21 protein-coding genes and 2 pseudogenes are annotated in these 26,172 nt (G+C 38.6%); 13 read left to right on the top strand and 10 right to left on the bottom strand.

Annotated features, from left to right (window positions below; translation table 11 throughout):
* Window positions 1-20 precede the first annotated feature (20 nt).
* Window positions 21-289 (bottom strand): annotated as a pseudogene (locus H4J46_RS16855) (ATP-binding protein); the annotation flags it as partial.
* Between the two features lie 219 nt (window positions 290-508).
* Between H4J46_RS16855 and H4J46_RS16955 the strand changes: the two are divergent.
* Entirely contained in the window at window positions 509-652 is a 144-nt protein-coding gene (locus H4J46_RS16955) for a hypothetical protein (RefSeq protein ID WP_310650259.1), read from the top strand.
* A gap of 199 nt (window positions 653-851) precedes the next feature.
* Here the strand turns inward: H4J46_RS16955 and H4J46_RS16850 are convergent, their stop codons facing one another.
* The 3 genes from H4J46_RS16850 to H4J46_RS16840 all read right to left on the bottom strand — a co-directional run bounded on the left by H4J46_RS16850 (window position 852) and on the right by H4J46_RS16840 (window position 5,411).
* Window positions 852-1,235: a DUF4440 domain-containing protein gene (locus tag H4J46_RS16850; RefSeq protein WP_182234849.1), complete on the bottom strand. Its 384-nt coding sequence runs from the start codon at window positions 1,233-1,235 to the stop codon at window positions 852-854.
* A 586-nt stretch (window positions 1,236-1,821) separates the two neighbouring features.
* Complete coding sequence (locus tag H4J46_RS16845; protein ID WP_182234847.1) at window positions 1,822-4,110, bottom strand: TonB-dependent receptor; 2,289 nt, start codon at window positions 4,108-4,110, stop codon at window positions 1,822-1,824.
* Window positions 4,111-4,199: 89 nt separating this feature from the next.
* Window positions 4,200-5,411: a phosphopentomutase gene (locus H4J46_RS16840; RefSeq protein WP_182234845.1), complete on the bottom strand. Its 1,212-nt coding sequence runs from the start codon at window positions 5,409-5,411 to the stop codon at window positions 4,200-4,202.
* Between the two features lie 291 nt (window positions 5,412-5,702).
* Here H4J46_RS16840 and udk point away from each other — a divergent pair, with 291 nt between their 5' ends.
* The 4 genes from udk to H4J46_RS16820 all read left to right on the top strand — a co-directional run bounded on the left by udk (window position 5,703) and on the right by H4J46_RS16820 (window position 9,197).
* Window positions 5,703-6,347 (top strand): uridine kinase, encoded by a 645-nt coding sequence (gene udk / locus H4J46_RS16835; RefSeq protein WP_182234843.1) that lies wholly within the window; start codon window positions 5,703-5,705, stop codon window positions 6,345-6,347.
* Between the two features lie 90 nt (window positions 6,348-6,437).
* The gene (locus H4J46_RS16830) at window positions 6,438-7,682 is read left to right on the top strand and encodes a NupC/NupG family nucleoside CNT transporter (RefSeq protein ID WP_182234841.1); all 1,245 of its coding nucleotides are present in this window, start codon (window positions 6,438-6,440) and stop codon (window positions 7,680-7,682) included.
* Window positions 7,683-7,782: 100 nt separating this feature from the next.
* Entirely contained in the window at window positions 7,783-8,556 is a 774-nt protein-coding gene (deoC, locus tag H4J46_RS16825) for a deoxyribose-phosphate aldolase (protein ID WP_182234839.1), read from the top strand.
* Between the two features lie 62 nt (window positions 8,557-8,618).
* Entirely contained in the window at window positions 8,619-9,197 is a 579-nt protein-coding gene (locus tag H4J46_RS16820) for a thymidine kinase (protein ID WP_182189233.1), read from the top strand.
* Between the two features lie 130 nt (window positions 9,198-9,327).
* On the opposite strand, the gene deoA is transcribed toward H4J46_RS16820, so the two are convergent.
* From deoA to H4J46_RS16805, 3 genes are all read right to left on the bottom strand, one after another.
* The gene (gene deoA / locus H4J46_RS16815) at window positions 9,328-10,644 is read right to left on the bottom strand and encodes a thymidine phosphorylase (RefSeq protein WP_182234837.1); all 1,317 of its coding nucleotides are present in this window, start codon (window positions 10,642-10,644) and stop codon (window positions 9,328-9,330) included.
* 12 nt (window positions 10,645-10,656) lie between these two features.
* Window positions 10,657-11,076: a cytidine deaminase gene (locus H4J46_RS16810; protein WP_182234835.1), complete on the bottom strand. Its 420-nt coding sequence runs from the start codon at window positions 11,074-11,076 to the stop codon at window positions 10,657-10,659.
* 206 nt (window positions 11,077-11,282) lie between these two features.
* Window positions 11,283-14,459 (bottom strand): TonB-dependent receptor, encoded by a 3,177-nt coding sequence (locus tag H4J46_RS16805; protein ID WP_182234833.1) that lies wholly within the window; start codon window positions 14,457-14,459, stop codon window positions 11,283-11,285.
* A 681-nt stretch (window positions 14,460-15,140) separates the two neighbouring features.
* On the opposite strand from H4J46_RS16805, the gene H4J46_RS16800 reads away from it, so the two are divergent.
* The 3 genes from H4J46_RS16800 (at window position 15,141) to H4J46_RS16790 (ending at window position 18,518) form a co-directional block, all read left to right on the top strand.
* Entirely contained in the window at window positions 15,141-15,773 is a 633-nt protein-coding gene (locus H4J46_RS16800; protein ID WP_182234831.1) for a TetR/AcrR family transcriptional regulator, read from the top strand.
* Between the two features lie 8 nt (window positions 15,774-15,781).
* Complete coding sequence (locus H4J46_RS16795; protein ID WP_310650258.1) at window positions 15,782-16,996, top strand: endonuclease/exonuclease/phosphatase family protein; 1,215 nt, start codon at window positions 15,782-15,784, stop codon at window positions 16,994-16,996.
* 91 nt (window positions 16,997-17,087) lie between these two features.
* Window positions 17,088-18,518 (top strand): alkaline phosphatase, encoded by a 1,431-nt coding sequence (locus H4J46_RS16790; RefSeq protein ID WP_182234829.1) that lies wholly within the window; start codon window positions 17,088-17,090, stop codon window positions 18,516-18,518.
* A gap of 510 nt (window positions 18,519-19,028) precedes the next feature.
* Here H4J46_RS16790 and H4J46_RS16785 read toward each other — a convergent pair.
* Window positions 19,029-19,295: a hypothetical protein gene (locus H4J46_RS16785; RefSeq protein WP_182234827.1), complete on the bottom strand. Its 267-nt coding sequence runs from the start codon at window positions 19,293-19,295 to the stop codon at window positions 19,029-19,031.
* A gap of 83 nt (window positions 19,296-19,378) precedes the next feature.
* Here H4J46_RS16785 and H4J46_RS16780 point away from each other — a divergent pair.
* A pseudogene (locus H4J46_RS16780) lies at window positions 19,379-20,358 on the top strand (transposase).
* Window positions 20,359-20,970: 612 nt separating this feature from the next.
* On the opposite strand, the gene H4J46_RS16775 reads toward H4J46_RS16780, so the two are convergent.
* Window positions 20,971-22,320, bottom strand: a complete 1,350-nt coding sequence (locus H4J46_RS16775) for a hypothetical protein (RefSeq protein ID WP_182234825.1) — start codon at window positions 22,318-22,320, stop codon at window positions 20,971-20,973.
* Window positions 22,321-22,334: 14 nt separating this feature from the next.
* Window positions 22,335-23,837: a hypothetical protein gene (locus H4J46_RS16770; RefSeq protein ID WP_182234823.1), complete on the bottom strand. Its 1,503-nt coding sequence runs from the start codon at window positions 23,835-23,837 to the stop codon at window positions 22,335-22,337.
* Window positions 23,838-24,526: 689 nt separating this feature from the next.
* On the opposite strand from H4J46_RS16770, the gene H4J46_RS16765 reads away from it, so the two are divergent.
* The 4 genes from H4J46_RS16765 (at window position 24,527) to H4J46_RS16755 (ending at window position 25,993) form a co-directional block, all read left to right on the top strand.
* Entirely contained in the window at window positions 24,527-24,694 is a 168-nt protein-coding gene (locus H4J46_RS16765) for a transposase (RefSeq protein WP_182234821.1), read from the top strand.
* A 7-nt stretch (window positions 24,695-24,701) separates the two neighbouring features.
* Complete coding sequence (locus H4J46_RS17450) at window positions 24,702-24,830, top strand: hypothetical protein (protein ID WP_259365921.1); 129 nt, start codon at window positions 24,702-24,704, stop codon at window positions 24,828-24,830.
* A 103-nt stretch (window positions 24,831-24,933) separates the two neighbouring features.
* Window positions 24,934-25,113 (top strand): hypothetical protein, encoded by a 180-nt coding sequence (locus tag H4J46_RS16760; protein ID WP_182234819.1) that lies wholly within the window; start codon window positions 24,934-24,936, stop codon window positions 25,111-25,113.
* 475 nt (window positions 25,114-25,588) lie between these two features.
* Entirely contained in the window at window positions 25,589-25,993 is a 405-nt protein-coding gene (locus tag H4J46_RS16755; protein WP_182234817.1) for an integrase core domain-containing protein, read from the top strand.
* Window positions 25,994-26,172 lie beyond the last annotated feature (179 nt).

The raw sequence follows: 26,172 nt of genomic DNA, 5'->3' as shown, positions 1-26,172 counted from the left end.
CTAGTTATTTCTAGTTATTTCTAGTTATTTCTAGTTATTTCTTTTTCAGTTGATTTTTTAAATCGAAGACTCTCATTACCTGTTGTGATTATATAACAGTGATAGGTTAGCCTATCGAGTAGTGCTATTGTCATTTTTGCATCACTAAACACTTTCAACCATTCCGTAAAGTTCAAATTGGGTATCATAATAATGCTTTTTTTTTCTAGTTTTTTCTCAATAAATCTAACAATAATGTACTTCCTGCCTGACTAAAGGGCAGATAACCAAGTTCATCCAACACTATTACTCAGTATTAAAAATACTTTACTCTGAACTGAAGACGAAGGCGTAATAGCCCCCAAAAAACTGTTAGTTGAAATGCCATCACATAGTTAAAAGTGCTGCTTATAGACATTGAACAGTTAGATAAAACGATAAAGCAGATGTAAAAAAACAAAAAGACAAGGCTATTATTGATGATTTCCCAGGAGCAGGAGCAGAACCTCAACTGACTCAACGTTTATTAGTGGACTTTGGTCATAATCGCGAGGGTTGTAATGATGCTTCTGGGCTTCAAAAGTATGCTGGGATTACACCGGTTATTGAACGAAGCGGGAAGCAAATGTGGACACATTGGCGGTACAATTGCCCCGCCTTTTTAAGGCAATAATTTATAGAATGGGTTGAGTTTTTGATACGTTATTCGTTTTGGACAAAGGCTTATTATGAGCAAAAAGAAAGTAAAGGAAAACCAATACACCCTGCGACGAATAAAAACACTTAGAAGCCCTAAAACGAAGAGGTTCACCACTGTTAGAATTTGCCATAAATAGCTAATTTAAACTTATTGTCCACCTCAGGGCGTGTTGTTATGTTACTAAAGGTATAGATGATGAATGATGCTCAATTATCAACCAACTCCCCTCTTTATTTATATATACGAAGCTAAACCTAGCTGCTGTTATTACCTTCACATCTTCATTAAACCAACTAAAGGTATACTGCCCATTACATATAGCTACATCACCAAAAAGACGAATGTTTGAGTCTGTAATTTCCACATGACGATTTGAATATTTAAAAATTTGATTAAAGTAATCTTTGATTAAGGATGCGCTATCTCGTTTTATGGGAGATAACGTTGCCCACAAAGATGCTTGTTCATCATATAAGGAACAAATATTTTTGGATGTATCTTCAGAAAATGATGACACCCAACGGGCCATATTTTCAATGATATCTTGTGAACTCAAATTGCGACACTCTCTAGTAGCATAAAGCTTACATAGGCAGAAAATTATAGTTGGCTAAAATTTTTGAGGAAAAAATCCCTCTATAATTTTTTCATTAGATGTACTTGTTATATATACTTACACTTCGCGCAATCATTAAAATGAAGGTTTTTAATTTTAATACCTAAAGTACTTTTATATAATTACTGAACAAAATTATCTTCACGTGTTGTTACTAAAATATGTTTAAGTATTGAACCATTCGATAACAATTGCTTCTTAAGTAAAGCGAGTGGTTTCTTTATTAATTGACATCCATGCCTCTAACCTTGGGAAAAAGGTAATATAGCTAATTATTCAAGTTCAATAACCACTTCAGGATGAAAATTAAAACTCTAGGAAAAGCGATCAAGAAACATAGGCTATTTCCGTTTGATAATTCAGCGATAAAAATGGTGTATCTTGCGATAGCTGCGGCATTCAAAAAGTAGACGATGCTGATAAGAAACTGAAAAACGGCCTTGAATCGATTTATGATTGAATTCGAAGACCGTTTAAAGCACTTTATTTAAAATTGGCAGTTACACAAAATCTGTTACAGACTCTATTAAAAGAATGAAACTTTAACTTCTGCACCAATGAAACGCTCTTCATTTACAATGGCAGTATTATTAGAAAAGTCTACTGCGCCAATAGCTTGTTGCTCATCAGTAATATTGCGTACGAATAATGCTATTTCGTACTCTCTATCATCACCATCCCACATGTAACCGGTGCGAATGCCACCTTCAAATAATGACTCACCATTAAACTCTTTAGACTCATATAAGAAGAAGTTAATATCGTCACGATAGCTCCAGTCAGTGTAAACGTAGAATTCTCCATCCGCTACTTCTTTGCTGTAACGAGCAGTTAAGGCATAAATCCACTCAGGTGCATGGGGTAAACTGTTGCCATCTACATAAGCAAATCTATTACCAAAATCATCGGAATAATTTGGATCAGTAATAGTACAGGCTTTACAACCTGCGACTGCTAAACCATTATCATTGATTTCCGTGTTGTTATAACTGACACTCATAGTTACAGAAAATTCATCTGTTAACATAAATTCTGAGTTAACTTCAAAGCCGTAACCAACCGTTTCATCTGCATTTAATAAACGCGCGGTATTATTACCACCACCAACTGAAGTGAGTTGTTGATCATCCATGGTAAAATAAAACACAGAGGCATTTAAACGGCCAAAACCATCCATAATGTCAGATTTAACACCGGTTTCAAAAGACAAAATAGTTTCAGATTCGGCGATTGAAATACCGCTACCAAAAGCATACAACGAACGACCTTGTACACTTGGCGCTCTAAACGTATCGGCAACACGAGCGTAAAGATTCACATCACTGGTCAGTTTGTGGCTAACACTTAAATCCCAACTCACATGTGAATCGCTAGGGTTTGCCTGGCCAGAAGCTTCGTCTGGGAAATCTAAGAAAAACAAGGGTGTTTGTGTACGCTTATTCTTGTATTCTTTATCGTCATCAGAGTAACGCAAGCCTAGTGTTACCGATGTTTGCTGCGATAATTCATAGTCAAAAGAACCAAATACTGCCCAAGCTGTTGTCTCTTGATTTTGTATAACATAACCGGTTTGAGCACCGTTACTGAATATAGGATCAAAAGCAAAACTTTCAATAGTCAAATCTTCGCTAAAATAAAACGCACCCACCTGGTAGTTAAAAGCACCGTCAAAGTTACTGCTTAAACGAATTTCTTGGGTTAATTGTTCATGTTCTGGAATAGCATCAGCTGTTTCAGAATCCAGCGCAATAACACCAGGTCCCATCGTTGGAGCAAAAACGTTGCCATAACCACCATCGACATCAGCACGAGAATATAACTCTGCGCTTTCGTAACCCGTGATTGATGTAAAGGTATACTCACCAAGATCAAACTCAAGCTTTAAGCTTGCGCCTTCGGTTTCAACTTGTTGCGTAGCGCGCGAAGCTGAGTCATGAAAAACGGTATCGCGTTCAAATCCGCTGACAAGTGAACTACTAGCAGGTTTAAAAGCATTGGCATAAAAAGTGACTGGCTTACCATCTAAATCGCGCATGTGATAGTTAAACAAGGCGTAATAGTCATCACCTTCATATAAAAATTGTAATCGCATAGCTTGATCAGTATAGCCACCTAGCACGTCTGACTGCTCGAAGCCTGGTGCTTTATTGCTAATATAATCATCACGATCTTGGCGTAATACTGAGATACGTGCAGATAATTCATCAGTTAAACCACCACCAACGGCTGCTCGTAAATCACTAGTACCCTTGCTACCGTATGATAACGAAGCAAAACCATCAAAACTTTGACTCGGTTTTACAGAATCAAACTTAACTAAGCCGGCAGGTGTATTACGGCCGAATAACGTGCCTTGAGGACCGCCTAAAACTTCAATTCGAGCAACATCAAATACTGGAAAACCTTTTAAAATTGGGTTCTCTTGTACAACGTCATCAACAACTAATGATACCGGTTGTGAGGCATTAAGATCAAAATCAGAGTTACCTAAGCCACGCATGTAAAAACGTGGGAATGTTCTACCAAAAGAAGACTCTACAGAAAGACTAGGAACTTTAGCGTTTAAAAAGCGAATATCCATTGCGCCAGAACTATAGGCATTTAATTTTTCACCTTGCAATGCCGTAACTGCAACCGGAACTTCTTGAACATTCTCCACGCGTTTACGCGCAGTAACTTCAATAACTTCAAGGCCTACGACTTTGGTTTTTTCTGCCTTTTCTTGCGCTAACGCAGCGGTAGATGCGCCTGCACCACACGCGAAAATAGCCGCATTGACGCAAAGCGCGAGCGACGTTTTATTAAAAACATTCATTAAGTACTCTCCCAAGAACTGTTTATGTTTTGTGTAAAGATTTTATTAACCTGGCATTCTATATTGAGTGTAAGGTTATTAGGGTTGTTTCATAGCTCAAGATCAGACAAAAAGCTTGTACCATAAGGCATCTTATCTAATTTAAATAATTCTGCGATGGTTTGACCAATATCTGCGAAGGTACTACGTTCGCCAATATTAACAGATCGTATCTGTTTGTGGAATGCAATAACAGGTACATATTCCCTCGTATGGTCATTACCATGCCAAGTTGGGTCACAACCATGATCTGCGGTTAAAAAAAGCACATCATCTTCATTCATAGCCGCAACCACTTCGGGTAAACGCTGATCAAAATTCTCTAATGCCAAAGCGTAACCTATCGGATCACGGCGATGGCCGTAGTCTTGGTCAAAATTGACTAAATTAGTAAATATCAGGCTATTGTCTTGTGCCGTATTGATATGTGAAATTGTCGCATCTAATAAAGCATCAATACCTGTGGCTTTAGTTTTTTCACTAATACCTTGGTGTGCATAAATATCGGCAATTTTACCCACACTGATGACATAGCCACCCGCTTGGGTAAAGGTGTCTAATACCGTGGGTGCTGGCGGTAGAATAGAATAGTCACGTCGATTACCCGTACGAGTAAAATCTTCAGGGCTGCTGCCAATAAAAGGTCTGGCGATAACACGGCCAACATTTCTGTCAGCCAGTAACTCGCGCACTGTTTCACAATATTTATAAAGGTTATTCAGGCCAAAATGCTCTTCATGAGCCGCCACCTGAAACACACTGTCAGCAGAGGTATAACAAATAGGTAAGCCAGTGTTAATGTGCGCTTGCCCTAGCTGATTAATAATATCAGTACCTGATGCATGGCAATCGCCTAAAATACCATTATAGCCAGTGGCTTGATTGATTTTTTCAATCAAATCAGCGGGAAAGGCGTTACCTTTTTTTGGAAAGTAGTCCCAATCAAATAATACTGGCACTCCCATCATTTCCCAATGGCCACTTGGTGTATCTTTACCTGTACTAATCTCAGCCGCATAACCATACGCACCCTTTACAGGCTCTTGCTTTGCCACAGGAAAACTAGCTTTTCCAGCTTCAAAAGCGGCTTGAACCAAGCCCATTTTTGCTAAATTAGGTAATTTAATTTCACGTTTTTCGTGCTGATAAAAATGTCGTGCTAGGTTAGCAAAAGTATTGGCACTGATATCGCCAAAGTCTGCCGCATCGGGTGCATGCCCAATACCAAAACCGTCGATTACTAAAACTATTGCTCTTGCCATTTTAATTTCCTGTTATTAGATCATTGCATTTTAACAATTTATTCAAATTTATCCTCTTTTATAGAGATAAATTTCATGACCAAATGGTCAGCATGTGATACTTTACCAAGCAATAAATTATAGACAATAGATATTTTATAAATATTTAAGGCACATAATACCCTTTTTGCCTAAATTTTAATGAATTTCAGCATAATTAGTTCATAATATGAATGCGTTGACCTATCCACAACAGCATCGTAATAAATAATAACTTAACCCTTTTTTAATCACATTTTAAGGCTCCCTGTTTTGCAAACCAATAAACCGACGATTATTGCGGTAACCGGTGCTTCGGCATCTGGTAAATCACTTTTTGCGCAAACTATTTACGATGAACTGTTACCTGAGCTAGGGTCAAGTGGTATTGCTATTATCAAAGAAGATGCTTACTACAAGCATCAATCCCATCTCTCGATGGCAGAACGTATAAAAACAAATTATGATCACCCTAACGCTTTTGAACATAGTTTGTTGTCACAACATTTAAGTCAGTTAAGTGCAAATAAAAGCGTGGATATACCCACCTATTGTTATAAAACACATACCCGATTAGATGACACTCAACATTTAGCACCGACACCCATAATTTTAATTGAAGGTATTCTTTTATTTGCTGATGAGCAACTGAGAGACAAATTTGATATTAAAATATATATTGATACCCCGCTCGATATTTGTCTAGTACGCAGAATAAAGCGAGATACCCTTGAACGTTCTCGTAGCATAGCGTCAATCACCGAACAATACTTAACCACAGTTCGACCTATGTACCACCAGCATATAGAGCCAAATAAACTCTTTGCCGATATTGTGGTAACTCGTGGTGGTAAAAATAGAATGGCAATAGAAATGCTAAAAGCAAAAATTCGTCAACTCATGCAGAGACGTCTTTAAATTTGAATGATTTGAACGAGCAATAAAATTTAAAATTGATGTCATTAAAATAAATATAATAACGATAACAAAACAATTTATGAGGTAATTATGGAATTAGGTGCACTTAGAGGCGTCATTGGCATTTTCGCGTTATTGGCAGTAGCGGTCTTTTTCTCTAAAGATCGCAGCGCAATTAATTGGCGAACCGTAGGTTTTGCCTTTGCATTACAGATATTACTCGGTGCATTTGTACTTTATGTGCCCTTTGGTAAAGATGTTTTAGGATCTATAACCAATGGCGTTCAACAGGTTATTAACAGTGCACAAGCCGGTATAAATTTTTTGTTTGGTGGCTTAGGCACCGATGCCATGTTTGATAACGGCGTTGGCTTTGTTTTTGCTATTCGTGTACTGCCGGTTATTATCTTTTTCTCATCGCTTATCGCAGTACTTTACTACCTTAATGTTATGCAATGGGTAGTAAAAATTATCGGTGGTGGCTTACAAAAACTATTAAAAACATCTAAACCTGAGTCTCTCTCTGCCACGGCTAATATATTTGTTGGCCAAACAGAAGCCCCCTTAGTTATCCGCCCTTATATTGCCAAAATGAGTCAATCAGAGCTTTTCGCCATTATGGTTGGTGGTTTAGCCTCGGTTGCAGGTTCAATACTAGCTGGCTATGCTGGCTTAGGCGTGAAGCTTGAATACTTAATTGCCGCATCGTTTATGGCAGCACCCGGTGGCTTGCTGATGGCAAAACTACTCATGCCTGAAACAGAGGTCATTAACAATGATTACAGCGATGTAGAGTTGGCTGAAGCAGAAGCTAAACCGGTTAATGTTATTGATGCTGCTGCAACAGGTGCTGCTTCAGGTTTAAAGCTGGCGGTTAACGTAGGTGCCATGTTGCTTGCCTTTATCGCCATTATTGCATTACTTAATGCCATGGTGTCAGGCTTTGGTAGCATATTAGGCTTTGAAGGCGTAACCATTGAATGGCTACTGGGCTATATCTTTGCCCCTTTTGCCTACCTTATTGGCGTGCCATTCGACGAAATGTTGCAAGCAGGTAGCTTTATCGGCCAAAAAATTGTTGTTAATGAGTTCTTTGCCTACGTAAATTTTGTTGAAATTAAAGATACCCTTTCCCCAACAACTCAAGCAATTATTACCTTTGCTTTATGCGGCTTTGCTAACTTATCTTCTATTGCCATTTTATTGGGGGGTATCGGCTCAATGGCACCTAATCGTCGCCCTGATATTGCACGACTGGGTATGAAAGCCATGTTAGCCGCGACTATGGCTAACTTAATGAGCGCCGCTATTGCTGGGGTTTTTGTCAGTTTATAATTAACTAAAAGCTGTTAGGGACTAGCTTTCAGTTTTAAGCTGTCAGCTTTCAGTTATTTGGGGTTAGTTATTAGTGGCCAATTTTAGTTTTGAGGTGAATATGAGTACTATTGAACAATACGCACAGCGTGCACTTAACATGATGGATTTAACCAGTTTAACTGACCTTGAAAGTGCCGATGATATTATTCAGCTCTGCCAAAAAGCTAAATCACCTTGTGGTAACACTGCCGCTATCTGTATCTTTCCGCGTTTTGTGCCCTTAGCGAAAAAAGCCTTAGCGGCACAAGGTACGCCTGAGATAAAAATTGCCACTGTGACTAACTTTCCGTACGGTAACGACGATATTGATATTGCTGTAGCTGAAACTAAAGCCGCTGTTGCCTATGGCGCAGATGAAGTCGATGTTGTATTTCCTTACAACGCCTTAATAAAGGGTAATGACAAGGTGGGCTTTGAACTCGTAAAAGCCTGCAAACAAGCTTGTGGCAATAACACCAAACTAAAAGTTATAATTGAAACCGGTGAGCTTAAAACTGACCAGCTTATTACTCAAGCCAGTGAAATTTGTATTGCTGCCGGCGCTGACTTTATTAAAACCTCAACTGGTAAAGTTGCAGTAAATGCCACACCTAGGGCAGCCAAATTGATGCTAAAGGTCATTAAAGCTAAAAACACTCAGGTAGGTTTCAAACCTGCTGGTGGTGTAAAAAACGCTGAAGATGCTGCGATTTATCTTGATTTAGCCGCTAATATTTTAGGCGTAGACTGGACGACTAAAGCTCACTTTAGATTTGGCGCCAGCAGCCTATTAACCAACTTACTTAATACCTTAGGCTCGAGTAATAAAACACCTGATCCAAAAAGCTATTAAGCACATTGCACCGAACAGATTACATAGCCCCCAACAACCCTAATTAGGATATCAATATAGCGATGGCGCAATTATATTTTTATTATTCAACCATGAATGCCGGTAAGTCGACCCACTTATTACAGTCTTCGTATAATTATCGTGAACGTGGTTTAAACACATTGCTCTTCACCGCACAAATTGATGATAGGTTTGCCAAAGGCAAAGTCTCATCTCGATTAGGTATCCATGCTGACGCCTTATTATTTGATGATAAATCAAACATTTTTGAGCAAGTAAAATGCCAAATAAGTAGTAGCAAAATTGCTTGTATATTAATTGATGAAGCCCAGTTTTTAACTACGCAGCAAGTGAGGCAATTAACCGATATTGTCGATGAATTAAAAGTGCCTGTTTTAGCTTATGGTATTCGTACCGATTTTCTCGGTGAAACCTTTGTTGGTAGTGCTGCACTACTCGCGTGGGCTGATAAATTAGTAGAGTTAAAAACCATTTGTCATTGCGGTAAAAAAGCAAATTTTGTTATGCGCTGTGATGAACATGGCAATGCGGTTAAAGGTGGCAAACAAATAGAAGTGGGTGGTAATGAGCGTTACGAGTCTTTATGTCGTCGGCACTTTAAAGCTCTTGTTTGGCATTAATTAAGCGACTACCCTATTTATAGCTAACATAACTGATAAAAAGGAATGCCATGGCATTCCTTTTTTGTTGTACTTATTTCAATAGCGCTCATTTATTAACACTAGTTTATTAATACAAAGATTATTAACACTAAGCGGAAATGGTTTGATAAATAACCGGTTGTTGATCAGCTTGCTTGTCATCAATAATTAAAGCCCCTTGATACTGTAGACTAGCTAGTAGTGCAGCGCTTTCATCTCTAGCATGCACTCGAGCTACCACATCACCGCGGTTAACTAAGGTGCCGATGGGTAATACTCTGTCAAAACCAACACTATGGTCAATTTGCTGACCATTTGCTGTGCGTCCACCTTTTAAGCCCACCACAGCCAAGCCAATATCACGGGTTTGCATACCATTAATATAACCGTGATCTAGTGCAATAACATCCTTAATACATGCGGCGCGTTGCATTGAACGCCAAGGATCTTCCACAAAATCACTTGGGCCACCCAAAGCATGGATCATTTTACTGAATACTTCAGCTGCAGCGCCAGAGGCTAGTGCATGATTAATTTTTACTAATGCGGCATCTTCATTATCCACCACTTTTGCACTAACTAACATAGCTTTAGCTAATGCAACCACCACAGCGTGCAAACGAGGTTCACGCAGCGAGCCAGTTAAATATTTAACCGTTTCGGCCATTTCCAAGGCATTACCCGCGGTTGCACCTAACACTTGGTTCATATCAGTGATAATAGCTTGTGTCGGTACACCGGCGCCATTAGCCACATTAACAATACTTTGCGCTAGCGCATTAGCATCAGCAATATTTGCCATCATTGCGCCATTACCGACTTTGACGTCCATGACTAAAGTATCAAGCCCTGCTGCCAATTTTTTTGACAATATAGATGCAGTGATCAGAGGTATAGATTCTACTGTGGCAGTAATGTCGCGTATGCCATATAAGCGTTTATCGGCAGGCGCTAAATTATCCGTTTGAGAAATAATCGCCATACCCAAATCTTTTACAATCGCTTTAAATTCAGCAATACTGGGTTGAACATTAAAACCGGCGATACTTTCTAGTTTATCTGCTGTTCCACCGGTGTGGCCCAAACCACGCCCTGCAATCATAGGAACATAAGCACCACAAGCGGCCACAATGGCAGCTAACATAAAGCTGACCTTGTCGCCAACACCACCGGTTGAATGTTTATCAACCACTGGGCCCTCTAACTCTGGCCATGACAACACATCACCTGAATTTTTCATCGCCATAGTAAAGTCGATAATCTCACGGGTTTGCATGCCTTTTTGAAAAATAGCCATGGCCATTGAGCCAGCTTGAGCATCATTAAAATTTAAGGTAACTAAACCATCAACAAAGCTTTGAATTTGTGCTTGGGAGAGTGAACCACCATCACGTTTGGTACGAATTATTTCTTGCGGTAATAACATGAACTAAAATCCTTATTTTTCCAGTAAATCTTTCGGCGTAAAAGCATCAGGTAATAATTCATTAACTGTCCATTGCTTTTTATCATTGTTGTGATTAACCGCCATAACAAGTGCATCAGGCGCTAAGAATTCAACAATAACCTGTCGACAAGCACCACAAGGTGGCGTTAATTTTTCTTGATTAGTATAAATGACGATGGCTGAAAATGCTTGTTCACCTGAAATAACCCCTTGTGCTAAACAATTACGTTCAGCACAAACGGTTAGGCCGTAAGAAGCATTCTCTACATTGCAGCCTTTGACTATTTTACCGCTCGCTGTTAACGCTGCCGCACCAACATGAAAGTTACTATAGGGTGCATAGGCGTTTTCAAAGCCCGCTTGCGCGGCATTAACTAATCGTGATATTACATTATCTTCAATATTTGACATTATAAAAGCCTTTATCTGACCAAGTGGTCAACTTATATTCTATCGTAGTAAATCAGTAGTAAAAATGCAACTGAAAAAAGCGTTAAATAAAATCTATTACAGCGTATGGTAATCAACTTATTTATAGCACGCTATTTAACGGTAGATTAAAAGATAAAAAAAAAGCCAACATTACTGCTGGCTTTGTTAATAAGGTTTATGAATAATTAGAAAGTATATTTAACACCAATCTTCATAGACCATGCAGACTCACGATCTTGGAATCTAGCAGGCGTTTCTCCTGCAGAAATATTTGCACTTTCGTACACGTATTGACCGGCATCATTAATGCTGTAATCGAGTAATTCTGTTGCAGATTGACCATATGGTAATTGGTAAACGCGTGCAGCACCTTCATCAAAAATAGCTAATGCGTTTTTAATATCAACATAGAACAAACCTTTATGCCCAGCTAAGAAACCTGGGATTTCTTGCTCAAAGCGTAAATCCATCGTCGTTGTCCAAGGCGCTGTATAAGCATTTTTGTCAAGATAACCACCATTAGAGCTAATACCCGCTGTTGCTAACTCGGCCATAATTTCGTCGTAGCTTAAGCCATTATCAAAATCGACCGCACCGTCACTCGCGCCAGTTGGAATATAGGGCAAATTAGCGGTAGTAAGGTCTAAATTACCTGATAAACCGTCACGGTTGTTATAACCTAGCAAGTAACTAAATGGTCTACCTGATTTACGCTCCCAAAACATGTGCATACCAGTGTTATAACCTTCAAACATTTCAGTATTATATGAAAGGTTAAACGTTAAACGATGTTTAACTTGATATGCTGATGTACCTATACCAGGATGCTCAGGATCAACTACTGGGTTAAAGTTATATGCCGTGTTTGACGAAGTGCCTGTGGCATCTACACGGTTGCGAATGGTTGAATGGGTATATGAAAAGTTAGCTTTAATGCCACTCTGCCAGTTCTTGGCAATACTCAGTGTTTCAATTATCGTATGACCACCAGACGTATTGGTTAATAATACATCACGGGCATCTCTCTCAGGGTTGGCAAAAGTGTAAATCGGACGACCTTCAACAGTTAAACCATTATTACCTTTTGAGGTATCTAATGTGCGCGAAAGATCAGACCAAGCCATATCTTTTTGAATGTCTTTGTAAAGTATTTCACCACTAATACGCCAATCATTACCTAAACCTATGTCACTCAGATTAGCAACATAATCTGCGGCTAAACTATATTGCCACGTAGTAGGTATTTCAAAATTTGGATCAATTGCATCAATGTTAGAGTTTGGTCCACCTAATTCAGATTGTGCAATTTGATCTTGTGCGTGCTGCGGAATACCGCTTGGATCGGCATCTTGTAAGAATGTATTTGCTGCAATGTCATCGCCAAAACTACGGTATAACGCAATTCTAGAACCGTCATTACTGAACGCATTTGAGATGAATACATTTGGACGGCCACCACTAAATAGACCAGCCCCACCACGGATAGTCAACTCATCAGTTGCGCTCCAAGTAAAGCCAAAACGTGGTAAAATGATGTCTAAACCGTCAAGGTTTTCATTATTTGCATAAGCATAGCGATCGAAGAAGCTTTCATTAAAGTTTGGTGCCTCATCATTGACCGTTGATTCATAACGTAAACCATAAGTTACGTTAAGTGAATCGTTTACATCCCAACTATCTTCAATATAAAAAGCGTGCTTTTCAAGCGCAAATTCAGCGGCGGCATCATCACGAGTTAAACTTGGGTTATTTTGGTATTCAAACCAGTCAGCTTTACCCGCTTCAAAATCATCAATACTATCGAAATACCAAGAACCTAGAAAGTGTTGCATAAAGACATTATAAACATCTACTTTTTCGTATTCCCAACCAAATGAAATCGCATGATCTTCATACAAATAATCACCACTGATACGAACTTGTAAGGTCTCATTGGTTAACTGGTTTGCGTGGCGGCTGTCATCAGCACCCAACATAATTTCGCCACCATTAACGGTGTCAATTTTAACTTCACCAAATTCATAGCCACCTAGTGATACTTGACCGTTAATAGATTCTTTTTTCGAGACCTTAACTTCTGTTGAAAAGTCTTGATTCCAGTTTGAAAATACTTGAGCAACATAAGTGTCAAACTCGTTAGAGCGATTATACCAATGAGAAGATAGATACAAGTCATCCGATCTACCACCACCCTGATTACCGGCGCTATTACTAGAGCCATGAGCATAGGTAAAAGTCGCACGATGATCTTCATTAATATTCCAATCTAACTTCAATGAATATTTTTCATCTTCTAGTGGAATAGAGTTATCCCAACTACCGGCATCATAACCATATTTATCTTGAGCAATATTGACCACGCGATCAACTTCTGCTTGCGACACTTGGCTAACTTTGTTGGCTACATTTGAATCTGACGGGCCTTTGTCTACCGCACTGGGTGATTCAAAAGTTTCGTATGACGCGAAAAAGAAGAGTTTGTCTTTAATAATAGGACCGCCAAAAGTTGCACCCCAAGTCTCTTCATCAAATTTTAAATCAATTTTATCGCCATCATCTGTTTCAGGTGTCCCTGCCCAAGCATCTTTAGCTTGCTCAATAAACATAGAACCATGAAACTCGTTAGTACCCGATTTAGTCACTACGCTAACTTTACCACCAGAAAAACCACCTTCTTTGGCTGTAAATGGCGCGATAGCAACACTGATTTGAGCAATTGAATCAAAAGCAATCGGTGAACGTTCTGTTGGGTAACCGTTACCTGCTAAACCAAAGTCATCGTTAAGGTTCACACCATCAACCGCTAAACTGTTATATTTAGGGTTACTACCTGCTAGAGATAAGGTATTGCCATCATTACTAACAACGGCCATTGGATTTTGTCGAACAATGTCTTTTAAATCACGGTTAAATGCTGCTGATTTAGTTAAAGCATCACCACTAAAAACACTTGATGAGCCTTTAGACGGGTCAAAAAATGTTGAAGAACCAGTTACAGCAATACGCTCAATATTAGTATCTTCTAATACTTCACTGATTCGAAATACATCACCTAAAGTAATGTAAATGCCTTTAAGTGTTTTGTCTGCATAGATATCAGAGTCGATCGTGACCGTGTATGGACCACCAACACGTAAACCTTGTGCAGAAAAATTACCCGTGTTGTTAACTTTTAAAGTTTTACGAGTACCTGAAGGTTCGTGAACAATAGTAATAGTAGCATCGGTAACAACACTGCCATTGTTGGTTAGAATGTTACCGCGAATTGACGATGACGTATCATCAGCCATGGCCGATGTTGACAATCCAAACGCAAGTACAATTGCGCCAGTAATCCGTGAGAGACGATGAGTTTTCATCATATTATTCCTTGGTGTAAGTTAAGTTTTTATTTATTAAATGTTTTATGTAAGTTTTATTGAGCTAATTTGAAGCTCTTTATTATTTTTTTAATGCTATCTCGGTGAAATTAAAACAGAGTTTTCTTACATTTTCATTACAATATTTTACAGGGTACTTGCTGTGCATTTACATTTTTTAACTTCACAAAACAGAAAAACAAAGCTAATGAACTTAAAACTATAAATAACAGCAACCTATGTGTGATTTTAAAACATGCCTAAAAATAGCTTATAACTATAATTACATTAATAAAGATTAACTATAACAAAAAATGATAAAAACAAACCATTTGGTCAAGATAAAATAAAGTATGATTTTAGTTAAGTTAATAAAGGCCTGTATTAATTTAGATAAATTAACCATAGTTAAAGTTTTTTAAAAATATCAAAAAATGCTGATGATAAAAGACGAAACTTACTACAACAGTGTCTTAACAGTATATTTAAATTAAACGGACCAATTTTTAACTCATAAGCATGAACTTATTGATATATCTACCACATTAAATCCGTAAAGTTGCTAACGATGTTAATAGCTAACATAGTAATTTTTTGTCGGCTGAACATAAGCTAACAACTGTAATATTAACCTAATAAAATAGTGTTAATGAATATAAAAATATAAAGAGAAAGGTTATTCGCGTGAGCAACAATACCAGCAATGAAAAGCAAGGAAGTATTCGGGCACGAAGTGAAGCTGTGATTTTAGCGGCAGCCCAAAAAGAGTTTATTCTCCAGGGTTTTAAAGGTGCTACCGTTCAATCTATTGCTGATAGCGCGAATCTGCCTAAAGCAAACGTATTATATTATTTCAAAAATAAAGAAAATATTTATCATGCGGTATTGCAGTTAACCTTAGATACTTGGGATCAAGGTATTGGTGAACTTGATATTAACGACGGTCCTATTGTAGCGATTGAAAAATTTATTGCTTCGAAAGTAAAAATGTCTTTTGAACACCCTCAGGCATCAAAAATTTATGCTATGGAAATCATACAAGGGGCATTACATTTAAAAGAATTTTCTCGCACTTATTTACGCCAATGGGTAAGAGAAAAAGCTAAAGTATTTCAAGTATGGATCGATAGCGGTGAAATGAAAAATGTTGATCCGGTAAAACTTATTTTCTTAATTTGGTCTTCAACTCAACATTACGCTGATTTTGAACAACAAATATTAACTATTATGAATCGTGCCGATTACGAAGAAGACGATATAACCCAAGTAACCGAGTTTTTAACTGATTTTATATTACGGGGTTGCGGCCTAAAATAGGAATTTATATGCGAGTATTAAGCTATTTAGTGACAACTACGTTGTTAGTCTATTCAGGTATTGCTATGTCACAAACGTCAAATGATTCAACCTCCAGCTTACGCATTGCTACTTTCAATGTTAGCATGGAAGCATTAAATTACTTACCTTCAGCATTAGGTAAAGAACAAAAACCCAAAGGAGATGAGTTAGCCTTGGCGTTAGTAGATAATCATCAACAAATTAAAAATATTGCTGAAATTATTCAACGCGTAAATCCTGATATTATTTTATTGAATGAATTTGACGGTAATGACCCAAAACATCAATCACTAAAACGCTTTTTAAGCGATTATTTAGCAAAAAGTCAACAAGGTAACGCTGCGGTTAACTACCCCTATTTTTATCAAGGCCCCTCTAATACCGGTGTTGCTTCTGGTGATGACTTAAATAATGACAACAAAGTAGGTAAATTACCCAATGATGCCTATGGTTATGGGCTTTTTTCAGGGCATTTCGCCATGGCATTGTTATCTAAATATCCTATTGTTGAAGACGAAATTAGAACATTTCAACTGTTCAAATGGCGCGATATGCCAAACGCCTTAATACCTGTAAATCCTGACTCAAAAACACCTTGGTATAATGAACAAGCCTGGAGTAATTTTAGACTATCATCTAAATCTCATTGGGATATACCACTGAATGTCAATGGTAATCAAGTGCACATTTTGGCTAGCCATCCAACCCCACCGGTATTTGATGGGCCAGAAAACAGAAACGGTAAACGAAACTTTGATGAAATACGTTTTTGGACTGATTACCTAACCCCGAGTGCTGCCAGTTATATTTATGATGACAATAAGCACTTTGGTGGTTTAGCTCAAGATAAAGCTTTTGTTATATTAGGGGATTTAAATGCCGATGCTATAGAGGGCAGTGCAATAAAGTCGGGTATTGAGCGCTTAATCAATCATCCCCGTATTATTGATGCCAAGCCTAATAGCGAAGGTGGAAAGTTACAGCGAAATAATAATGCAAATGCAAAATATCACACGGCATTTTGGGGCATGCGAGCCGATTATGTTTTACCTGCAAAAGCACAATTTAATGTACTTGGCTCAGGTATATTCTGGCCAAAAGAAAATGAAGCTGAGTTTCGTTTAATTAAAAACCGTGCTGCCTCGTCAGATCACCGACTTGTTTGGGTGGACCTGGCGTTTAAAAATCCAATTAATAAATAACTGTTCTACATCAACCGAGTTACATTCGAATCAGTTAAATTCGACAGAGTTAAACCGTTATATTCACCAATAATATTTAGTGGAAATCAATATGAAAAAATTCATTCCAACCTTATTAACCAGCTTGATGATCTTGTCTTGTGGTCAGCTACAAGCATCTGATGATGCTAAAACAAGCACTATTGCAGCCAGTAGCCCAAAAAATATCATTATGATTATTGGTGATGGCATGGGCCCAGCATATACCAGTGCTTATCGCTATTTTCATGACGATCCTAATACACCTGAAATAGAACAAACAGTTTTTGACCGTCACTTTGTCGGTAATAGCAGTACCTATCCAGCTGCTGAGTCAGGTTACATTACCGACTCAGCGGCTAGCGCTACCGCATTATCGACCGGTATTAAAAGCTATAATGGCGCTATCGGCGTCAATGTTAACAAGCAGCCAGTTGAAACTGTTTTGGAATATGCCAAACAAAGTGGTAAAAGAACCGGTGTTGTGCTTACCTTGCAAATTAATCACGCCACCCCTGCTGCTTATTTAGCTCATAATGTTCATCGCTATAATTACAATGCTATTGCCGACAGTTACATTGATGATGGCATCAAAGCCGACTTATATTTTGGTGGTGGCTGGAAATATTTTATCCGTGAAGATAGAAATATTGTTGATGAATTTATACAATCAGGTTTCCACTACATTGATAACTATAGTGAAATAAGCACTATTCCAGCAAATAAACCCGTACTAGGTTTATTTGCTGAAACTGGTTTACCTTGGGCCTTGGATGATACTAACAAGTACCGTTTATCAATGATGACGCAAGCGGCAACAAAGCAATTAGAAAATGATAACGGCTTCTTCATGTTAATTGAAGGTAGCCAAATTGATTATGGCGGACACGCTCGAGATATTGCCGCCGCTATGCATGAAATGGACGATTTAGCTAAAACTTTAGAATACCTTGAAACTTATGTTAAAGAACATCCAGATACATTAGTGGTGATCACAGCGGATCATAGTACGGGTGGCTTAAGCATTGGCAAAAAAACTGAACGTTCTAACCCTAATATCAACAGTAAATATTTATGGAAGCCAGAATTTTTACGCAGCATGAGCATGTCACCAGAAACAATAGCAAAACGGTTTATCGATAAGGAATTATCTCTGACACAGCTGAGTGAATTGCTATCATTTAAAATAACAGCCACAGACATGGAAAATTTACAACAAGCTAAACTTGCTGATCACCAGATTGTTAAGCAATTTAAATTATTAGCTACGGATGTAAAGAAAAGTAAAAGAAAGCCTAGACCATACCAGTCTGTATTTAATGTTATCACCAAAATTATTGATGTAAAAACCAATACAGGTTGGGGATCAATTAGTCCTTCAGGTACTCATACCGGTATTGATGTGCCTGTATTTGCCTTTGGTAAAGGCAGTGAAATGTTTTCAGGTTTTCAAGACAATACTGACATTGCCAAGAAAATTTTCACCTTATTAGGTAAAAAATAAAACAAAGCTATGCTTACAGAAATAGTAGAATAAAGCAAAAAAAGGCTGATTAGTTTATAAATAATTTATCACTTGCTCGGTCTTTTTTGTTTAGCCTGTCCCGTCCTGAAATGTCTTTTACCTGCAAGCGTACATTAGAACCTGTTGTGTCGAGATGTCATAAAAAATTATAATCGTGTCACGAGGTGAGAAAAATTAACATCATATGTGACTGCGTATAATGTTTGAGACCACCAAATACTAAATGAGATTGGCTTCTAATGATCACTTTTACCACTGAGGGGGCATTAGGTTTTGTATCGATAACGCCGTTTTAATATGCTAAAAATAGTTGCTTAAAGATCAAAAATAATTGTTATTTGTCGTCCACCTCAGTAACAACTTTTATATTACCTCACTCTGTAGGCGTTGAGGGAGTTCAATTATATATTCTTTAGCCTAAACGTTTCACACCAAAGACAAACGAAAAAATGACTATCTGTTCTAAGTATAATAAAATTAACTTATCCTTTATAGGCAAGTGCTATCCAGGCATGCAGAGCAATCAAAGGTAATATGAAAGCGGAAATTCCCACATGCAATAATTTCCAAGTTTTTTCTCCATTCACGGCGCTCAAATGTGGATTCTATTATGAATGAATACAAACCCACTCCATTCAAAAGACAGAACACTCCAAGTAAGGTTAATGTCAAACCCGTTATAAAATAAGCAGCAATACCTTCTAGGGAAAATTTATCAACATTAATTTGGCCACCCATCATTAATTTAGCCATCATTAATTTAGCCACCCATAATAACTTGTTTTTTTTTTCAACAATAAACTACACTTAATTTACCCTTTTTAAGTGTGGTGATTGTTATGCCCAAGCCTCGTTCACAACAAATTAGTTTACCTGATACGCCGTATTATCATATTTGCAGTCGAACCGTTCGAAAAGCCTTTTTATGTGGTGTAGATAAAGAAACGGGTGTCAACTATGAGCATAGACGTAGTTGGATTGAACAGCGTATTTTTCAATTATCTCAGGTCTTTGCTATTGATATTTGTGCTCACGCTGTCATGAATAATCATTTACATTTAGTACTTCATGTTGATAGTGAACAAGTTAAAAACTGGACTACGCTAGATGTACTTTCCCTTTGGCATAAGTTGTTTAAAGGCACCATTTTGACCAGTAAATATCAGCGAGAGCAATCATTAACTACATTTGAAATGGAAATGGCTGAAGAAACAGCACAGGTCTATAAACAGCGTTTAATCGATATCAGTTGGTTTATGCGCGCTTTAAACGAACCTATTGCTCGACAAGCCAATAAAGAAGATAAATACACAGGGCACTTTTGGGAAGGACACTTTACATCACAAGCCCTGCTCGATGAAGGTGCATTACTCGCTTGTATGGCTTATGTAGATTTAAATCCTGTCCGTGCAGGTATTGCTCAAACACCTGAACAATCGAGTTTTACCAGTATCCCGCTACGTATCAAAGCGGCGATAAAGGGCGAGCAGCCTATAACGTTATTAGCCTTTACTGGCAATGAACATCAAGAGAAAACCTCAGGTATCAGCTTTAGCTTGAAGGATTACTTAACCATAGTAGATGAAACAGGTCGCGTAATAAGAGAAGACAAACGAGGCGCTATCGATGCTAAAACCGCACAGATACTGTCAAGACTTCACATCAGCGATGAAAGTTGGCTAAGCTCACCACAAACTTTGAAGGTATATTCACTGGCGCGGTGGGCACCGCAGAGCATTTGTGTGAATTCACTGAACACGTGGGTTTAAAGCGAGCACACGGTAAAGCCAATGCTCAAGCTTGTTTGAATAGCGCTTAAACTTAACTACATGCTAAGATAGCAAGAAAAATACGGCTACTTTGAGGCAGCAAGTACAGCTTGCCTGAAATTCACTCATTTAATCAAAATATATAAAAATCGATATACAAAAGCTTACAACATGAAGTACATGCATTGTTCTTGACCAATGAATAGAAGTGTTTCAGAGCATTATTATTGCGTAGAATTATTATGGGTGGCATAAGATAAGGATTGCATAAGATAAGGATTTTCCAAGCCATGTTTATGATCAGTTTGAGCGAGATATAGCCTTTCGTTTTGGCTATGGTATATAACAAGTTTAATGGGATAGCCGCCGTTCAGGTTTTTCTCTGAGATGTAAATGTAAGCACATAACAACTGCTTAAGTAAGCTTCTTCTGATATTCAAAGGGGGAGTCAACGAGCCTGTCGAACCCTTTTTTTCTTGCGGATAAGACACATACTTAAGAATATCAATTCCTAACTTTCTCATCCATTGACCTGTTCAAACAGGCAGTTCAATGACCCTGAACCCAACAAAATCAGACCATGTTGAATAGATCAGGAATGTGGTTTATTCTTATTACACTCTCAATGATTAATGTTTATGTCCATCTATAACTCCTTCCACCTACTTCTTATCATTCAAAAAAGCTTTAATAACATGGTTCAGTTTTCTAATTTGTAATTCATTTTTCAGTTGAAGATAAATAGTATGACGATCCTTGTCGTTCAATGCCGCGATTTCTGTCAACACCGCCTCATCGTCTCCTAATTGTAAATTACTGCGTATTCGCAGACACCTTAATTCTAGGAATATATTCAAACCACTATGTGTTTCGAATTGATCATCAAACCAAGCGTTTGCCTTACTTAACAACAACACTTCTGCATCCTTTGTGTTCTGGACAACGGCTTCCCAATCCTCCAACAAATAAGCATAACGGGCGATTTGCATAACCGGCTCAGGAGCGCTGGGATCAGCTTTTATCCAGTGTTCAAGACATACTTTCGCAATCCTGTGCTGACCCCGCTCCTTATTAAAGCGAGCGATAGCGGCGTATAGCAAAGCTAAGGTCGAACTGATACCTTGTTCATGTGCTCGGTTTTTTAAGGACAGTTTATCTGTAATCCTCGGCCATATGACATTCCATCCAATTGGCGTAGGTGCGGGTTTCGCCTGGCATTCCGATGTTATCCATTTAAAACATTCTTCATCTGAATGATAAGTGTTAAGTGCTTCAGGATCGACAAAGTGCCGAGCAAGATCTGAATGCAATTCCACTATAAAGTTAGCGCCGATCATTGCCGCTTCTATCATGAATTCAGGGCTGAAGTCATTTTCTTCGGAGACTAAAATAACCGTTCGAGCTCTACGCATGAGCCCTAAACGACTGCCTCGTGTTACTTCGCCTGCGATCCAACCTTTGCCAAAACAAGCAATGTTCATATGCTTAGCTAGGCGTAAAACCAGTGATTCTCTTTGGCTCGAATAGTCTCCAAAAAGGACAACTTCAAAAAAAGGAGCATTATGATCGTCTACTGCCAGACTTTCAGCGGTAGTCACCCATGGGATCATTAGGGCACCAGCAGCAATCGGAGCTTTAAAAGGTTGGTTAACTAGCCATAAGTCAGCCTGTTTAATGGCATTAATAAACTTAATCGAATTCCAATAAGATGGGTCGTAATCAACGTCATCACTCAAGCATATAACGCGTATCCCCAACGCCCGAATTTCATCATAAGCTTCACTGCCCAAAAAATCATAGGGTGAAGTCACCAAAACCACATGAGGATGAACCTCTTTGATGACATTGATAAAGGCACTCAAATAGCTTGAAACCCCTAAAAAATCTATTAATTCAGTAGTGGGAATAGACCATACATCCCATCCAAGTTTCGTTATTTCTGGTTCAATCCACTTGTATGCCCTGGTATTGCTGTCAAAGGATTCCATTGCTACTAAGCGTTTATTGCTCATTATTAATGTACCATTTAATCTACGTCTCCCTCTTCATTATTAGTCGCTGGCTCTTCAGGAGCAGTATCATCACCTGAGGATGTGACATATTTAGCAGGGAAGTATTTCGCCACCCACATTTGAAACAGCTGGTTTGCGGTAATCGGCTTTAAGAAGTATTCGATAGGCACACCTACATCACCGCCACCCGCTTTATTTACGTAATCTGTAAATGCAGTCATTAAGGAGTTGACGTCCAACATTTTGTTTTTACCATCGTCAATTTCTCCAACGGCTAACATGACACTTTTTACTTCACTGTTACGAATTGCCATCATTTGTGCACCAGTTCTCGCATTGCCTGCGGCATCAGTAACACTCGCTTGGTCAGAGTTGGTTGAATTTTGCAACGCAGCGAGTTGGCCCATCATTTTATCAGGGCTAAAATCAGAGAATTGCTTAACCGATAGTTGAACCTCATCCGCTACAATAGAGGGAATAATACCCATGGTTACTAAACTGACATGAGACGTTATTTTTTGGCTGCTCAACAATTTTTTTGCACTGCTAGCAAAGCTTGAGCTAACGCCAAATCCACCTTCCATATCTGAGAACCACCCACCCACTTTCATTTGTGCTTGCATACTAGCGGCGGCGGCATACATGTTTTGAGAACTTTGCGTACTCGACTCTTTAAGTACATGCACCATGCCGACAAAACTTGAACCGTAAGTTGCACCGGAAATTAGATTGTATGAAACCTCTTTTTCAGTGCCCGATTGCTTTGCAGCTTTTTCAAAGCTTGCACGATCGTCAGTTTTAATAAGTTGTGCACCTTTCAATGCTTTGGTTCTAACTAATTCATTCCAAGCTCGAATACCTTTGTCTACGTCAATCACGAAGGGGGCGAAAAGGTTGGCGTTTTTATGTGTGCAATTAGCCGTGATCACCAAAACACCCTGAATATCGTGTACTTCACGTTGATGACTGACTTGCTGTTGCATTGATGCTGTCATTTGTGCGCTTCGTGAATTGCCCAAAAACGAAGTCGACGCGGAGACAAAGCTTTTCATCGTCGCCATCACAGATTGATCCGATTGCTCGGTCTGGTCAAAAGAGAAATATTGAGCATCCATTGTCATTGAGTCTGCTGAAATAGGTATCTTCTTAATATTGCTTTTATTGTAGTTTATAGGACTTTCAATACTGTCCCCAACTTGCTGAATTTTACCTCTAAGCTCGGCTACTTTAGGTAAGCTTTCTGCTGCTTTTGAAGCATAGTTAGTTGCTGAGGTCGTAATTGTTTTATCAACTTCCTTCATCGACTTATCAATCGGTGATGAGTCTATGCCCAGATTACCCAATTCATTTAAGGTCATCATTAACTTATGTTTTAGCAGCAAAGAAGAGTTCAGTTCTAGCAACGCACCATCAACCGGTGCTTGTACGGCAGATATTTGTTCTAAATTATCCAAATGTGATTGTGGGACGATATTCCCTAAAGCGAGTGAAGGGTCGAACGGAATAGATGTACTCATTGCATTTTCTCCCGTGGTTAATGAAAACCACGTTGATTCAAGTGGAATTAACAAACGTAAATGAAAGCGAATGCGGAAAAATATTCTTCACAACAACTTGATATAAAAAATGCATCAAAAAATCTGAGTTTGATGAATCATTAAATTTCAGCGTGACTTGCGAATACTTGTCTATAAAAAACTATCCTTATTTTTGAGTCGAAAATTGCATGATTGCGATCAAATGATAGTGCTTTCGGTATAGCAGATTTACATTCAAGCTAAAGCACATAATAGGAGAGGAAATGGATTCAATACAACTATAATCAATGTCCATATTAGATAAACTTGTTACTGTGTAAAGAATGCTAATTAAATCATAGTCGATTATTTCTATGTGTCAAAAATTAACCTTGTTGTGGTTGAATTAGTCGGTCACTTCGATAAAGGATAATATCCAATTATTGAGGTGTAAAATGACTAAACGTATTGACAAACAATATCCAAATGATTTTAAGCAAGAGGCCGTGGCGTTAATAACTGAGTAAGGTTACTCGGTCGTCGAAGCTGCGGCATCACTAAATATAACTGATAAACTGCTTTATAACTGGGTAGTACAGTTTAAACAACAAAATGAAGATTCAGAGCTGTCGAAGGACCCCCTGTGTCAGGATACTTGCCGTCTCTAATTTTTTAATAAGAGACAAGAAATGCCAATTAAATATAGCGATGAATTCAAGCAACAAGCAGTACAAAAAATACTAAATAAACACGATGATGTTACGATGGAAGATATTGCTGCAGAATTAGGTAGCAGTTTCCACAATTTATCGGTGGACGACAAACTGCCAGCGAGCCAACCCCATTGGATACGATGAAAAAACGATGACAAAGCCTACCAATGAAAAACGCCCTGAAGACTGGACTAAAGAACAACGGTTCAATGCCATAATCGCGTGTCACAATTTATCAGCAGAAGAAATGAGCGCATATTGCCGCCGCACCAGAAACTAAAATGAGAGCTGACGGGCAAAGATAAGTCGTTGGCCAAAACTGCGGTATTATTGGTGCTCCAAAAAAAAGTCCTCGACATATAGAAAGAGGACGAGGATTCTTCATGTCAGTCAAACAAAAAGGACAACTCATTAGCTGGATAGAGGAAGCTTGCACGGATGGCGCAAGACAAAGACTGACATGTGGAATTGTCGGCATTAGCGCCCAAGCATTACAGCGCTGGAAGGCTGCAGATAGTTTGGTAGATAAGCGCCAAACGACACCAAAGCGACCTGCTAATTAATTATCTGCATTGGAACAAACCAGAATACTGGCACTAGTGAATAGTGAATAGTGAATAGTGAAGGGTATGCGAATTTACCGCCTAGCCAGATCGTTCCTAAACTGGCCGATAAGGGGTTGACTTAGCATCTCAATCGACGATTTATCGCTTACTACATACTCATAATATGTTGGCTAAGTCCACAAGTGCTCACGCGTATAGCCATCCAAAACCTAAACCGTTTGTGGCGACAGGTCCCAACCAAATATACACTTGGGCTATCACCTATTTGCCCTCGAATGTTAGAGGAATGTTCCTCTATTTATATATGATAATCGACATATACAGCGGTAAAATAGTGGGCTGGCAGGTACACAATCCTGAGAGTAATGAGATAGCGAGTGACTTAATGGTGGATATCTGCCAGGGTGAAAAAATTAAGCCCAATCAAGTGGTATTACATTAAGACAATGGCAGCCCAATGAAAGGTGTCACCATGTTAGCTAAATTACAAAAACTAGGTGTTATGCCATCACTGAGTCGACCATCTGTCAGCAATGACAACCCTTATTCCGAATTGCTATTCAGAACACTTAAGTATAGGCCTGGTCATCCTGAAAAAAGATTCACTGGCTTACCTGATGCGCGGTCATGGTTTGACCGCTTCGTAACTTGGTACAATGTGGAGCATCAGCATAGTGGCATCAAATTCGTTACACCAGTAATGTGTCATCAACAAACAGATATTGATGTGCTCGTTAAACGAATAGATGTTTACGAGACAGCAAAATCAAAACATCCTGAACGTTGGAGTCGAGCCACAAGGGATTGGTCACATATAACCAGCATGGTCCTTAACCCCACTAACGAAACAAAAGCGAGTAAACAAAAGGCGGCATAAAACTAACCTAGGCGACAAGTACCTTGAAAACGCCGATAACCATCGTTTATTCGTTTGTTTCATCGCTTATTATTCGCTGGATTGAAAAATATTTATAGTATTCTTTGACTTATATTAGATATGACGTTTATATTCTATTAAGCTGAGTGAATAAAGCTTAAGCTCAAAAAACATCCGGT

This window comes from Colwellia sp. MB02u-6 (assembly GCF_014077095.1).
GTDB lineage: Bacteria > Pseudomonadota > Gammaproteobacteria > Enterobacterales > Alteromonadaceae > Cognaticolwellia.
The sequence above is the reverse complement of the archived record's forward strand: the minus strand, read 5'-3'. Positions and strand labels throughout refer to the sequence as shown.